Here is a 13,385-nt window from a genome sequence, read left to right as displayed (position 1 = left end):
TGGATCGACCGGAGGTCGCAGTCACTGGGGTGCTTGAATATAGCGCTCGAAGAAATCCAGCGTGGCCAGGTTCTTGTGCTTGGCCTCGAACATGATGTCGAAGCGCTCGATGAACTGCAGAGCATAGCGATTGGTCCAGTCGTTCCACATACGTTCGCTGTGCTGGTAAAGATCGCGCTTGCTGACCTGCTTGAGCAGCAGGTTGATCGTCAGTTTTTCCCCGGCGCAAAAGCCCAGTTCCTGCAGGCGCTCGGGTGGTTGCGAGTAGTGCATGGTCGGCCGCACGCCGCGCCAGCTGTCGATGATCCGCGCAACCCGCGGGTCGCGCGGGTCGATGTAGTCATTTTCATGGATCCAGCAGTGATGGATGTCGAGCACCACAGGCGCAAGGTCGGCCAGGGCCAGGCAATCGTCCACGCCATAGGTCTTTTCGTCGTTCTCGAACGTGATGACATTACGCGCCTCCTGCGACAGTCGCGGCCAGACCGCGCGCACGCCCGCTGCACCCAGGCGACCGGCGATATGGATATTGCACTTGAAGTCCTGGAAGCGCCGGCCGTAGCCCATCATGCGGATCATGTCGGCGTGGTACTCGAACTCGGCCAGGCTGTTCTCGACCACTTCGGGGCGGTCCGAGCCGAGCACGCAGTACTGGCCGGGATGGAACGACAGTCGGATGTCGTGCGCTCGGGCGAAATCGCCGATGCGCGCGAAGCGTTGCTCCAGCATCGCCTGGACGGGTGGGTCGCGGTAGAAGGCGGCCACCTCGGGGTGGCTGTACAGCGGCAGCAGGTCGCTGGACAGACGCATCATGTGCAACATCGGCGGCAGCTCGGCCACATAGCCGAGCAGGCGCAGTTGGGCATCGAGGTTGTGCTCCACCAGCTCCAGCAACTTGGCACGTGCCGCTTCCTGGGTCGCGCCAGACAGCCACCGCAGCGTGGTGGTGCGCGGATTGAAGGCGCGTTCGATGGCCTCCAGCGTCTTGATCGATTGGTCGCGGTGAGGATGGCGGTACTGGCAAGCGAAACCGAGGCGCGGCATGGGACATTTCCTGAAGGGGTACGGTCAGCTTGGACAGCGGCATGGCGGCAAGCGATCCGCGCGATCAGGCCTGGCTCGCTTCCACGCGGTTGCGGCCGCTGCGCTTGGCGACGTAGAGGGCGCGGTCGGCCTGGTTCAGGGCCAGCGCCGGATCTTGTTCGTCGCTTGCACAATGCGCGACCCCCAGCGAGATGGTCACCGTACCCACTGGGGCGATCGGTGTTTCGGCGACGATCCGGCGCAGGCGTTCGGCGACATTCATTGCCACGTCCAGGCTGGCACCGGGCAGCAGCATGAGGAACTCCTCGCCGCCGATGCGGCACAGCACATCGCCTTCGCGGCAACAGGTGCGCATCAGCTCGGCCAGCGAGCGCAGTACCTGGTCGCCGATGTCGTGGCCATGCTGGTCGTTGATTCGCTTGAAGTGATCGATATCCAGGACGATGACGCAGAAGCTGCGGTTATCGGCCTGCAGCAGCGACAAGCTCAGGTCCAGGTGGCGACGGTTGCCAAGGCCGGTGAGCGGGTCGGTCTGTACATCGCGGTTCAGGCGCCCGATGCGCTCCTGCAACAGGTTCAACCCGAACAGCAGGGCGCGCTTGAGCTCGGCGGCCTCGAAATACCAGGCACGCACGGCATGGATGCGCTCTTGGGTGTCGGCCTTGTCCAGGCTGCGGGCGCCGGCAGCCAGTTGCCAGAGCGGTCGGGTGATGGTCAGCGCGAGCCACCACAGGGCAAGGCCGCCGAGCAGGGCAAGCGGTACGGAAATGCCGACCACGTTGAGGATCAGTCGCTGCGACGGTTGCACGGTCTGTGCCAGCGGCTGCTGGGCGACGATGCCCCAGCCGCTGATCGGCACGGTGGCGAAGCCTGCGATCATTTCCTTGCCCAGGCTGTTGGTGAACTGTTGGGTGCCGCTGCGCTTTTGGTGCAATTGATTGATCAGCGGGTTGTCATTCACCACCGTGCCCACCCGTTCGGCGTCGGGATGATAGAGCAGGCGGCGGTTGTGATCGACCACGTAGAGGTAGGAGCCATCCTGATAGAAATGTTCGCCCAGCAGGCTGTTGAAGATGTTGTGCTGGCGCAGATAGAGGCTGCCGCCGACATAACCCAGGTAGCGCCCGTCCTTGGCGAAGATCGGCTGCGAGGCGACCACCACCAGGTTGTTGGCCTTGGAAATGAACGGCGTCGAGATCAGCGCCCGGCGCTCACGCAGCGCTTCCAGTGACCCCGGCGTTTCCAGGTGTTGTCCGAGCATGGTGCGCAGGGGCGCGGGCGAGATCGCCCGCAGGACACCTTCGCTGTCAACGAAGAAGGTGGAGTTGAAGGCATTGCTCTGGGCCAGCAGGCGTTCACTTTCGCGTTGCAGGCGGGCCGTGTCGTCAAGCGTCCCTCCGCTGGTGTCGGCACTGAACGCGAGCTGCTTGAGCGCGCCCTCCAGGAACAGTTCGGTGATCGAGGCCAGCTTGGCTGCATATACCAAGTTCGATTCCAGGGAGTGATCGATCAGCAATTGTCGCTGCACCCGATAGCTGGCGAAGTAGCTGGTCAGCAACATCACCACGGCGGTGAGTGTCGACAACAGGAGGATGAGCGTGCGCAGGTCCAGGCGCAGGCCTTTCTTGGCGTGTGGCAATCCGGAACTCACTGGGAAGTCGATTTGCGCAACATTACTCGGAATGCGTGCAGTCAGCTACGGGGCGAAACGAACGAGCCGCGAGCGGATTTCATTTGCCGGGTGCACTCAGCTCCGACAGTTCGTCTTCCACCTGCTGCATGCGTTCTTCAGCCAATGCCTGTACGTGTTTGTCCTGCGCTGTGGCGCGCATCAAACCGGTAAGTTTCTCGCTCAGGCGCTTGCCTTCCTCGCTCTCGCCCAGCTGCCGGGCTTTCTGCGGGTCCTGGGTGGCGGCAACGATGGTGTCGAACTCGGCATCGCTGAAGTTCTTCTCGCTGTAGAGCTTGAACAGGTCCTTGCGTTGGTCGTCGACGGTCAGGTGCTTGCGCAGCACGTCCTTGATCTTGTCCTGCGGCACCTGCGGGTGGGTCATCGCCAGCAGTTGGGCCATGCGCTCGATGTTGTGGTCGTAGGCTTCCTGCAGCGGCAGGTTGGCCAGGATCCGCTCTTCGCGGGTGGGTTTCTGGTCGCAGGCGGCGAGGGTGGCGAGCAACAGCAAGGGCAGCAGCAGTTTCGGCAGGCGAGGCATGGGGGTGGCTCTGGAGGTTCGAGGGAAGTGAGTTTACTGCAAGGCCCGCAGGCACGGCAGTGTGGGAAAGGTCGTGGGCAAGTGTCCTGCGCTGCCAGGTAGAGGCTCAACACCGCGTTTTTGACGTGGGGCCTGTTGCGCTCGGTTAATACGGGCCGTACCGACCAAGGAGACCTCCATGCATATCGATCACTTGATTAGTGGCATCGTGCCGGCGCTGCCCTTCGCTTCGTCCGAAGACGCCCAGGCGTTTCTATCGAACCTGGAAGCCGAGGATCAGATTGCCCTGATCTCGGCGCTGTACTTCGGCCGCTCGCATCTTCACAGCGATACCGTCAACGAAGACTACCTGCCCTACCTGCTTTCCGGTGACATGAACCGGTTCTGGGAACAGGGCAATGTTGCACCGAGCGACTTTGCCACCGTCCTTTATGAAAAGGGCAGCAACCTGGTCAGTTACTACGACGCGTTCATCCGCGCAACCGACGGATCGGGCTACGACCGTTCGAACTACTGAACCCTGGGTCGCCCGGGATCAGTCCTTCATCGGATTACGCAAGCGCACCCAGACGATCGCGGGCAAGGCCATCAGCAGCCATTTGAGGTACTGGTTCACGCCAAAGTGTTCGCAGAGCGTGCCGATGGCCGTGCAGAGCACGACCACCACCACGAACTGAATCATCCTGTTCATCTCGGGGTTTCCGTCGTTGGGAGCGGCGATGGTAAACGATTCGGGCGCTTTCGCTCACAGATACTTGAGCCAGCGAATGTCTCGGCGGCGGGCCTTGAATCCGGCGAACTGCCGCACTGGCCAGTACAGGGCGGCGGCCAGCAACGCTGCAACCAGCCACAGTGCGCCCACGCTATCGAAACCGAAGTACTCGCCCTGGTTGTGCCCGAACAGGCCGACGCTTGCCAGGTAGAGGGCTTTCAGCGCGTAAAGGTGCAGCAGGTAGAAGAACATCGGTGCACTGCCGAACACGGTCAGCACGCCGATCCAGCGTGCCTGGCCGGCGCGTTCGAAGGCTCGCAGCAGCAACAGGCCGACACCCAGTGTCAGCAGCAGGAACAGCAGCGACGGTGGGTACTTGGTGATGTTGAGCAGGCTCATCAGGGTCTGCGTCAGAGCGGGGTAGAGCTGCCACTGGGCCTCGCCGTAGCCGTTGAGCAGACGCAGCGCGACGAAACCCACCAGCGCAGCGCTACCGGCGAACAACAACTGACGCTGGCGCTTGGCGGTATCGCTGCCACGCGCGAACCATGGCCCCAATGCATAGCCCACGGCGATCACGCCGATCCAGGGCAGCAGTGGATAGGAGGTCCGCAGGCGCAGGTTCTGCGACACCTCGAGCCAGCCGCGATCATGCAGAATCGCCCAGGGTGCGTGCAGCGGCGTACCGGGGGCAAAGTGCAGGCCGTCGAGCAGGTTGTGGCCGGCGATGATGATTACACCCAGGGCCATCAGCAACGGGCGCGGCAGCCACACCAGCAGCGACAGGACGATCATGCTCAGGCCGATCGCCCAGATCACTTGCAGGTAGATCACGCTGGGCGGCAGCTGGAAGGTCCAGGCGAAGTTGACCAGGGTGAACTCCAGCACCACCAGGAACAGCCCGCGCTTGAACAGGAACGCCGAGACATCGCCCAGGCCCTGGTGCTTTTCGCCGTAGAGCCAGGCGCTCAAGCCGGTCAGCATGACGAACACCGGGGCACACAGATGAGCGAGGGTGCGGCTGGCGAACAGTGCGGGCTCGGTGGCGTCGATGGTCATCGGGTCGCTGACCTGGCGATGCAGGAAGAAGGTTTCGCGCACGTGGTCCAGTAGCATGAACAAGATGACCAGGCCGCGCAGGGCGTCGATGCTGTGCAGGCGGGAGGAGGGTGGGGTGGATGGCATGGGGCTTGAGGTGAAGTTGAGTTGAGTTTGGAATGTTATCTTATATCTCTGCTGTTGTGGTGATTTGCCGGGCCCTATCGCGGGACGAGCCCGCTCCCACAGGTTCTTTACTGATCCTGTGGGAGCGGGCTGGTCCCGCGATAGGGCCGGCACTTACAACCAAACAGCATCCCAGTGCGAATACTCCCGCACACTCCCAACCAGCCCCGCACGCAGCGGGTTGGAAACGATGTACCGCGCCACGGCTTGAACATCCTCCTCCCTGCGGATAGCTCTGTCCTGGTACCCAGGCTGCCAGATCCGCCCTGTACCCCCACCTGTCTGGTAAAGCGCATGACTGGTCCTGGACTTGAACCTGCGCATCAACGCTCCTAGCGTCCCAGTGCGCAACTCGGTCAGCCAGTGGAGATGATCCGGCATCACAACCCAGGCCAGGGAGCGACATGACTGTTCCTCTTCGGCGTGACGCAGTTGCTGGACGACTGCACGTGCCGGACGCAGAAACTGGAAAAAAGGCTGGCGGGAGCGCGTGACGGTGGTGAGCAGATAGATTCTGCCGGGCTCGGAAAAGCGGCCACGGCGCAACAGGCTGGAATGAGGGCGATCCATGCTTTCTCCTTGAACATTCTTCCTTTGCTCAAGGTAGCGATACTGTGGCTGGTTGCCCGGAAGATTTTTTGCTGAATGTGCCGGCCCTATCGCGGGACCAGCCCGCTCCTACAGGATCAGTGAAGAACCTGTGGGAGCGGGCTCGTCCCGCGATAGGGCCGGCGAGGCCTACGGCATCAGAAGCTGTAGTCCACCGTTGCGAAGTACGAGCGTGGCGCGCCCAACAGCCATTGCTCGCCACTGTGCGCGGCAACCACGTAGTCGCGGTTGAACAGGTTGTTCAACTGCAGGCCCAGACGTACGTCGGGCAGTATGTGCCAGCCGAGATTGGCATCGACCACGGTGTAGCCGGGGACGCTGTAGGCGTTGGCGGTGTCGGCATAGCGCTGGTCGACGTAGCGCAGGCCGATGCCGGCGTCGACGGTCTGGCCGAAGCCTTTGTTGAGCCAGAGGTTGGCGGTGCGGCGCGGAACGTTGGCGGGGCGGTTGCCGGCGCGGTCCTGGGCGATGCCGCCGACGATCTCGTCGAAGTCATCGTACTTGGCGCGGACCACCGAGGCGTTGGCCGATACCTGCCATTGGTGGCCCAGATCGAGCTCCAGCGCGGCTTCCAGGCCGTCGGAGGTCTGCTGGCCAGCCTGCTGTTTATCATGGCTGATCGGGTCGTCGACCAACAGCTTCTTCTTGACGATGTGATACGCCGCCAGGGTCCATTCACCACGCCCATCCCAGAAGCGCTGCTTGAGCCCCAGCTCGGTCTGCTTCGATTCGGTCAGGTCGTAGTTGATCTGGCTCGGGCTGAGGCTGATCAGGTTGCTCACCCCGTCTTCGCTGGTGGAGTACTGGCCGTACAGCGACAGGTTGTCGGTTACCGCGAATACCAGGCCGGCGCGCCAGTTGCCGCCTTGCAGGCTGCGGTCGACTCGCGTGTCGTTGGTCAGGTTGTCACGGTCTATGTGGTTCTGGTCGCGGCGGATACCGGTCACCAGCGACAGGCGATCGGTCAGTTGGGTACGGTTCTCGGCGAACAGGGCGAAGGTGTGGGTGGTCGAGAGGGTCTGTGGACGTGTGACGTTCTGGCTCTGGAACCCGCCCGGTGCCGGACTCCAAGGATCGACGTAATCGCCGCCGACATCGTTGTACGGCGAGTTGCTGTCGACATTGAAACGGATCTTGTTGTACTCGGCACCGACCACGGTCTTGCTGTTCAGCCCGAACAGCGAATGATCGAAGGTGAAGCTCTGGCGGTCGCCGATCTGCTCCTGGTTGTGCTTGATCTCCAGGTAGCTTGCCCGCTCCAGCTGCTCGCGGGTCGGATCCCAGGTGTAGTCCTCGGCATTGCGCCAGTGCCGACGGCTCTTGATGTAGTACAACTGGTTGCTGGCCGTGACGCTGTCGCTGAGGGTCCAGTCGGTGTTGAAGCGGGTCCATTCGTCGTGGTAGCGCTGCACGTCGTTCTGGATGTTGTAGTTCTTCTTGCGCAGGCTGTCGCGCAGGTGGCCGTCGATCAGCGGCGTGCCAAAGTAGTTCGAGGGCTGTGCGTCGCCACGCTCATGGGCGAGGGTGAAGCTCAGGTCGTCGGTGGCATCGAAGCGCAAGGCTGCACTCAAGGCCAGGCTGCGCGAATCGGTGCGGTCGACCCAGCCATTGCCTTCCTGCTTGTTCAGGGTCACGCGGTAGCTCAGGCGCTCGCTCAGGCTGCCGCCGCTGTCCAGCCCCAGTTGCTGGCGATCCCATGAGCCATAGCCCAGGCGCAGGTGGTTGCGGATCTCGCCGGCGAAGGGTTTTTTCGGGATCACGTTGATCACAGCACCCGTGGCGCCTTCGCCATAAAGCACCGAGGCGGGGCCGCGGATCACATCGATGCGCTCGACCATCCACGGGTCGACCGGAAAGGTCTGGGTGCCGGCGCCGGTGTACAGGCGCGAGCCGTCGAACAGGGTCATCACCGAGGAGTGTCCGGTGAAACCACGGGCGGAAAGGGCGGTGTTGCCGTTGCCCGGGGTGCCGACGGAGGTGATGCCGGGCGATCGGGTCACTGCATCCTGCACAGTGAGGTTGGCGCGCTGCTGGATCTGCTCGGCGGTGATGCTGGTGGTGCTGGCCGGGGTTTCCAGGGCGCTGAGGTTCAGGCGCGAGCCGGCTTGGGTAGGGGTTGCCAGATCGACGGTCTGTTCGTCGCGGGTCTCGGTGATCGCCGTCGAGGGCAGGTCGAGGACCTTGCCTTGCGGCTGCTCGGCCAGCGCCGGCAGGGACACGGCCATGCAGGCGGCCAGAGTTTGAAGCTTGAAGTGTCGGGACATGTCGTTCCACGGGTTCAGGAATGAATGGATCCCGGTGGAAACAACGCAAAGACGAGCAGACACGCACGCAGGCGCGCACGCGAACACCGGCCTGCGCCCGCCCACCGCGGGTTTGCCAACAGAAGCGTCAGGCCGGTCTCCGGGCTTGCGAGGGTCGTGAAGCCTTCACCTTCCCATGCCTGAGCACAGTGGTGTGTCGAAGGATTCGCTCGCTTACCGTTGCGGGGGCAGCGCCGGACTTGTCTGCAAAGACGCACCGGCTTCCCGTTTCACCCTGCGCACGGCGGCGCAGGACACCTGAAACTGGCGGCATCTGACCATCGAACGCAGGGGGAGTCAATCGTTTGGATAGGCGAAAAAACGTGATGGGCTACAGGGTTGCGCGTTTTTATTAGATTTTTTTCGAACTTTTCCGACTGACGTTGTCTCGAACCGCTCGTTCGCCCTTTTTATTCAACGTCATGGAGACTTTTGCGAATGTTTACTGGAAAACTGCTGCGTCACACTTGCGCCCTGGCCCTGCTCGGCGCGCCGTTGGCAGCGATGGCAGCCCCCAGCACCGAGCCCCTGTTCACCTTCGGCCTGCTCGGTTCCTACGACAAGTTCAAGTTCGAAGGCGGCAGCGACTCCGACAAGGAGCACCTGGGCCAAGGCGGTGTGTTCGCCAACTTCGGCAACAAGATGACGGCCGAGTCCGGCTTCATCTACCAGATCGGTGCCGAAGCCAAGTACGGCAAGAAGAACGACAACAAGCTCAAGGAGGCACAGGCCGACCTCGACCTTGGCTGGCGTGCCGCGCTGGATGCGCGCAACTTCGTCGACGTGATCGTCGGTGGCGGTTATAGCTGGACCCGTTTCGAGCCCGAGATCAACGACCTGGACACCAAGTTGACCTACAAGTCGCCGTTCGCCAAGGCCGCGCTGGGTTACAACCACCAGTTCGATGCCTCTACCCTGCGTGTCGAAGTCGGTGCTCGTCACACCATCGATGGCCGTGCGCGCTTGAAGGTCGACGACTTCGGCAGCGACAGTGTCGACATGAAGGACCGTACCAACCCGTATGCCGAAGTCACTCTGCTGATGAACCAGCAGGGCGGCATGCCGATCCAGGCGGGCGTGTACTACACCCGTACCGAGTACAAGATCGACGAGGACTCGCCGGTTGCCGACAACAACAAGCTCAAGCGTGACGAGTTTGGCGTGAAGGTCGGCCTGGCGTTCTGATGCCTTCGGTGGTTGTACGCCGTTTGTAAGGGCAGCCTCGTGCCGCAATTGCGGCACGAGGATTCCCCTGTAGGCTCAAGGGCGCCTAGCGGCCCCGGCGCCGCGACACCCGTGCCTCGATATTCTTGCGTCCGATCAGCAGTGCCGGTTTCTCGGTCACCGGCTCATCGGCCAGCCACTTGTACATCACCAGGCAATCCACCAGCCCCAGTGCTGCATGACGAAATGCCTTGGGCAGGCGCCCGACGGTCTCGAAACCGAGCTTGTGCCACAGCGCCACGGCGACCTCGTTGCTCGCCACGACCGAATTGAACTGCAAGGCCAGAAAACCCTCCTGGCGCGCCAGCTTCTGCGAGTGCTCGCACATCAGCCGTGCCACGCCACGTCCGCGTGAACGGGGTGTGACCATGTATCCGCAATTGCCCACGTGCGCGCCCGGGCCGGCGGCATTGGCCTTGAGGTAGTAGGAACCGAGCAGCTCGCCATCCTCTTCGGCCACCAGGGTGTGCAACGGAAACTCCAGCCACAGCGTGCGCGCCTGCTCCTGCGACATCTGCGGGTCGTATGCGTAGGTCTCGCGCGCCTGGACGATGGCCTGGAAGGTCGGCCAGAAACGCTCGAAGTCTTCCGGGGTCATGGGGCGAATGTGGATCATGTCGGTTCCTGCTCGGGCTGGGCCGGCAAGTCTGGGTGGATGGGCGCCGTCATGCAAGGGCTGTGGCGCCCAAAAGCGTCAACTGCCGGCCTTGCCGACCGCATCCAGCGCCCGTGCCGAATACACCAGGGCAGCGCCCGCGTTCATGGCCACGGCCACGCCGAGGGCTTCGGCGATTTCCTCGCGGGTCGCACCGTGCTTGACCGCCTGCTGCGAATGCACGGCGATGCAGCCGTCGCAGCGAGTGGTCACCGCCACGGCCAGGGAAATCAGCTCGCGGGTCTTGGCGTCGAGGTGGTTGGTCTTGGCGCCGGCAGCGCTGGCGGTGGCGTAGCCGGCCACGGTGTCGGGGGAAAGCTGCTTGAGATCGCCGATGCCGGCCATCAACTGCTTACGGTAGGCGTCCCAGTCCATCATGCTCATCGTCTTCACCTTGTCAGGTTGGCAACAGGAGCTTTCAGGCTAGTCGAAGATGGGGGGAAGGGCAGGCCTCGTCACCGAGGGGCAAGGAGGCCGCAGGACGTGTCAGATGTAGATGAACAGCAGCACCAGTGCCGCCACCACGGCCCACTTCTCGAGGTAGTAGCGGGTGCGGTTGCGCTTCTTCATGGCCTTGCCACGTTCACGGATCTTGTAGATGCGCGTGAACAGTCGATTGATGCCGCCAGTCTTGTCGTTGGCATCGTTGGGCGCAGCTGCCGCGGCCATGACGTTGCGGCTGAACCAACGGTTGAAGGCGCTTGCCCAGCGGTACTTCAACGGGCGTTCGACGTCGCAGAACAGGATGATACGGTTGTGCTCGGTGGTATTGGCCGCGTAGTGGATGTACGTCTCGTCGAAGATCACCGCCTCGCCGTCGCGCCAGGAATACTTCTCGCCGTCCACGTCGATGTAGCAACCATCGTCGTTCGGTGTGTCCAGGCCCAGGTGGTAACGGTAGGAGCCGGCATAGGGGTCACGGTGACGAACCAGCTTGGCTCCCGGCGGCAGGGTGGCGAACATCGCCGCCTTGACCGTGCCGATACCTTGCAGCAGTTCGGTCGTGCGTGGGCACAGGGTCATCGCCGAAGGGTGGCTCTCGCCGTACCACTTCAGATAGAAGCGCTTCCAGCCGGTCTTGAAGAACGAGTTGAAGCCAACGTCATCGTAGTTGTCGGATTTCTTGATCTCGCCGGCGTGCAGCAATTGCTGGGCTTCTTCGCGGATTTCCTGCCAGTGGTCCTTGAGCGGCTGCAGCTCAGGGAACGACTCGACGGGCAAATAGGGCTTGGCCGGGTGCTTGGAGAACAGGTACAGGAAACTGTTGACCGGGGCGAGGAAGCTCGAGTGGTCGCCCAGCTGGCGAGTCAGCTTGTGGCGAACGCGACCGCGCAGGTGAACATAGGCGATCGAGAGGACGAAGATCAGTACGAGTGCAATTTTCATGGACGGTTACTTGTCGAATAAAAATGGCCATGCGCCATGGCTGTAGCCCGCCAGCATAAACAATCGTGTCGCCAGTTTGTACTTATTGTTAAGTCATCGCTGATGGACGAAGGTGGAATGCCCTGCAAGCTGCGCAAACGATTCAACCCTGGCAGCGTTTGAACCTGCATGCCCTTCAGCCTCGAGGAGTTTCCGATGGTTCAGGATGTACGCCCAAGCGGCGCGCCCTTCAAGCGCCTGTTTTTCGCCCTGGCTTTGCCCGAAACCCAGCGCCGGGCCGTTGCCCAGTGGCGTCGTGAACTGGGGTTGCGGGCCGGCAAGCCGGTACCGGCCGAGAATTTTCATGTGACGTTGCTGTTTCTGGGCGATGTGGATGCCGCCCAGATACCGGCACTGTGCGCGGCGGTAGACGGCATGACGCGCCCAGGGGCGCCGATACGCCTGTTGCTCGACCGTCTGCAGGTGTGGCGACGTGCCGGCGCGCTGGTGCTCGAACCTGGCGATACCCCTGCCAGCCTGCGCCAACTGGTCTACGGCCTGGAGCAGCGGCTACTGCCACTGGGCATCGCCGAGCAGGCCCGTGAATACCGTCCGCACCTGACGCTGTCACGGGATTTCCAGGGGCAGCCACCAGAGGCGGCGCAGGCTCCGGAGTTCTTCCTCAATGCCCGCCGGTTCGGTCTCTATGAATCGCGCAAGGGCCGTTACTGTCCGCTGGCCGAGTGGCCGCTGGACGAAGCCTGAGGGGCGAACAGACGTTGTCCGAGGGTGTAGGCGGTGGGTAAGTGCCTGGCGGTATCCGGGCCTTCGCTCTCGTCCAGAAGGATCGAGCTCGATACCTGGGCGCCGCACCAGTCGAAGATGCCGTGCTCGATCTGTACGCGCATTGCAGCGCCGTAGCCATGGCGGTCGAACAGGGCAGCGTCGGTGCCGCCGACCGCCACCAGGTGGACCTTCAGGTGGTTGAGCAGCTTGGTGGTCTTGCCGTCTTCGTAGCTGAAGGCCCAGCCATTGCTGAACACACGGTCGATCCAGCCCTTGAGCAGTGCGGGGAACGACCACCAGTACACCGGGTAGACCAGCACCAAGGTATCGGCGCGTTCGATGCGTACCTGCTCGGCAAGTACGTCCGCCGGCGGCTTGGCCAGGTGACGATGGACATTGAGGTCGGGCAATTCGAAGCGCGGGTCGAAGCCCTCTGCGGCCAGGTCGGCGATTTCGCTGGTATGGCCTGCCTGGGCCAGGCCGTCGGCGATCTGCCTGGACAATGCGTGGGTGAGTGATTGGGCGTCGGGGTGGGCGAGGACGATCAGGGCGTGCATGGATGCGTTCCTTTATGGGATGCGGGAAGAGGCCGGGCGCTATATACTCGGCGTAAGTTACGGTTGGTAAGTTACTTTTGGTAGGTAAGCTATGTCAAGCGATGAGACGCGCCCTGTACGTAAACGCCTGTCCCGTGAGGATCGTCGGCGGCAATTGATAGCGGTGGCCTGGCAGATGGTTCGCGAGGAGGGCACCGATGCGCTGAGCCTGGGGCGCCTGAGCGAGCTGGCAGGGGTGACCAAGCCGGTGGTGTACGACCACTTCGAAACCCGTAACGGCTTGCTGGTGGCGCTTTACGAGGAATACGACGCGCGCCAGACCGCCATGCTCGAGGTCGTGCTGGCGGACTGTCCTGTGGACCTTGAGGCGCGTGCGGCGGTAATCGCCGCAGCCTATGTCGATTGTGTGATGACCCAGGGGCGTGAGATACCGGGCGTCAGTGCGGCGTTGGCCGGCTCGCCGGAGCTCGAGGCGCTCAAGCGTGGGTACGAGGATCCGTTCCTGGACAGGTGCCGCCAGGCGCTGGCGCCGTTTGCGCCGGGCGGGGATATCGGATTGGCCGGCTTGCGTCTGCTGGTCGGCGCCGCCGAGGCATTGTCACAGGCGGCGGCGTCGGGGGAAGTCGAGCCAGGGCAGGCCAAGGCGGAACTGAGCGCCGGTATCGTGGCGATGGTCCGGCGCCAGGGCTGAGGGCT

General features: G+C 62.9%; 15 protein-coding genes and 1 riboswitch. Of the genes, 4 read left to right on the top strand and 11 right to left on the bottom strand.

Going from position 1 to position 13,385, the window contains the following annotated elements; all coding sequences use genetic code 11:
* Positions 1-21 precede the first annotated feature (21 nt).
* From uvsE to F6X62_RS13760, 3 genes are all read right to left on the bottom strand, one after another.
* Positions 22-1,044: a UV DNA damage repair endonuclease UvsE gene (gene uvsE, locus F6X62_RS13770; protein WP_153773845.1), complete on the bottom strand. Its 1,023-nt coding sequence runs from the start codon at positions 1,042-1,044 to the stop codon at positions 22-24.
* A gap of 64 nt (positions 1,045-1,108) precedes the next feature.
* A complete protein-coding gene (locus F6X62_RS13765) occupies positions 1,109-2,683 on the bottom strand; it encodes a diguanylate cyclase (protein ID WP_125931720.1) in 1,575 nt (524 codons plus the stop codon).
* A gap of 91 nt (positions 2,684-2,774) precedes the next feature.
* Positions 2,775-3,254, bottom strand: coding sequence for a hypothetical protein (locus F6X62_RS13760; protein ID WP_054895586.1), 480 nt, complete (start codon positions 3,252-3,254; stop codon positions 2,775-2,777).
* A 178-nt stretch (positions 3,255-3,432) separates the two neighbouring features.
* Between F6X62_RS13760 and F6X62_RS13755 the strand changes: the two genes are divergently transcribed.
* Positions 3,433-3,771 carry a hypothetical protein gene (locus F6X62_RS13755; RefSeq protein WP_153773844.1) on the top strand — a complete coding sequence of 113 codons (339 nt, stop codon included), beginning with the start codon at positions 3,433-3,435 and terminating at the stop codon, positions 3,769-3,771.
* An 18-nt stretch (positions 3,772-3,789) separates the two neighbouring features.
* On the opposite strand, the gene F6X62_RS13750 is transcribed toward F6X62_RS13755, so the two are convergent.
* From F6X62_RS13750 to F6X62_RS13735, 4 genes are all read right to left on the bottom strand, one after another.
* A complete protein-coding gene (locus F6X62_RS13750; RefSeq protein WP_153773843.1) occupies positions 3,790-3,945 on the bottom strand; it encodes a hypothetical protein in 156 nt (51 codons plus the stop codon).
* A gap of 54 nt (positions 3,946-3,999) precedes the next feature.
* A complete protein-coding gene (locus tag F6X62_RS13745) occupies positions 4,000-5,151 on the bottom strand; it encodes a DUF1624 domain-containing protein (RefSeq protein WP_153773842.1) in 1,152 nt (383 codons plus the stop codon).
* A gap of 153 nt (positions 5,152-5,304) precedes the next feature.
* Positions 5,305-5,760: a transposase gene (locus tag F6X62_RS13740; RefSeq protein ID WP_153773841.1), complete on the bottom strand. Its 456-nt coding sequence runs from the start codon at positions 5,758-5,760 to the stop codon at positions 5,305-5,307.
* 176 nt (positions 5,761-5,936) lie between these two features.
* Positions 5,937-8,063 (bottom strand): TonB-dependent siderophore receptor, encoded by a 2,127-nt coding sequence (locus F6X62_RS13735; protein WP_153773840.1) that lies wholly within the window; start codon positions 8,061-8,063, stop codon positions 5,937-5,939.
* A gap of 112 nt (positions 8,064-8,175) precedes the next feature.
* Positions 8,176-8,379, bottom strand: a riboswitch (cobalamin riboswitch).
* A gap of 161 nt (positions 8,380-8,540) precedes the next feature.
* On the opposite strand from F6X62_RS13735, the gene F6X62_RS13730 reads away from it, so the two are divergent.
* Positions 8,541-9,287, top strand: a complete 747-nt coding sequence (locus tag F6X62_RS13730) for an outer membrane beta-barrel protein (protein WP_153773839.1) — start codon at positions 8,541-8,543, stop codon at positions 9,285-9,287.
* Positions 9,288-9,372: 85 nt separating this feature from the next.
* Here F6X62_RS13730 and F6X62_RS13725 read toward each other — a convergent pair whose 3' ends face one another.
* The 3 genes from F6X62_RS13725 to lpxO all read right to left on the bottom strand — a co-directional run bounded on the left by F6X62_RS13725 (position 9,373) and on the right by lpxO (position 11,367).
* Complete coding sequence (locus F6X62_RS13725) at positions 9,373-9,942, bottom strand: GNAT family N-acetyltransferase (protein ID WP_125929725.1); 570 nt, start codon at positions 9,940-9,942, stop codon at positions 9,373-9,375.
* A 78-nt stretch (positions 9,943-10,020) separates the two neighbouring features.
* A complete protein-coding gene (locus tag F6X62_RS13720; RefSeq protein ID WP_054890878.1) occupies positions 10,021-10,365 on the bottom strand; it encodes a carboxymuconolactone decarboxylase family protein in 345 nt (114 codons plus the stop codon).
* Positions 10,366-10,467: 102 nt separating this feature from the next.
* On the bottom strand, positions 10,468-11,367 hold the full coding sequence (lpxO, locus tag F6X62_RS13715; RefSeq protein ID WP_054890877.1) for a lipid A hydroxylase LpxO: 900 nt from the start codon (positions 11,365-11,367) through the stop codon (positions 10,468-10,470).
* 195 nt (positions 11,368-11,562) lie between these two features.
* On the opposite strand from lpxO, the gene thpR reads away from it, so the two are divergent.
* Positions 11,563-12,111, top strand: coding sequence for an RNA 2',3'-cyclic phosphodiesterase (gene thpR / locus F6X62_RS13710; protein WP_112898448.1), 549 nt, complete (start codon positions 11,563-11,565; stop codon positions 12,109-12,111).
* Here thpR and F6X62_RS13705 read toward each other — a convergent pair.
* Positions 12,072-12,689 (bottom strand): NAD(P)H-dependent oxidoreductase, encoded by a 618-nt coding sequence (locus F6X62_RS13705; protein ID WP_153773838.1) that lies wholly within the window; start codon positions 12,687-12,689, stop codon positions 12,072-12,074. The two genes, thpR and F6X62_RS13705, sit on opposite strands and share 40 nt — an antisense overlap.
* Positions 12,690-12,780: 91 nt before the next feature.
* On the opposite strand from F6X62_RS13705, the gene F6X62_RS13700 reads away from it, so the two are divergent.
* Positions 12,781-13,380, top strand: coding sequence for a TetR/AcrR family transcriptional regulator (locus F6X62_RS13700; RefSeq protein WP_054890874.1), 600 nt, complete (start codon positions 12,781-12,783; stop codon positions 13,378-13,380).
* The last annotated feature ends 5 nt before the right edge of the window (positions 13,381-13,385 follow it).

Source organism: Pseudomonas sp. MNR3A, from assembly GCF_009650575.1.
Taxonomy (GTDB): domain Bacteria; phylum Pseudomonadota; class Gammaproteobacteria; order Pseudomonadales; family Pseudomonadaceae; genus Aquipseudomonas; species Aquipseudomonas machongensis.
Note: the sequence above shows the minus strand (reverse complement) of the source record. Positions and strands in the feature narration are given on the sequence as shown.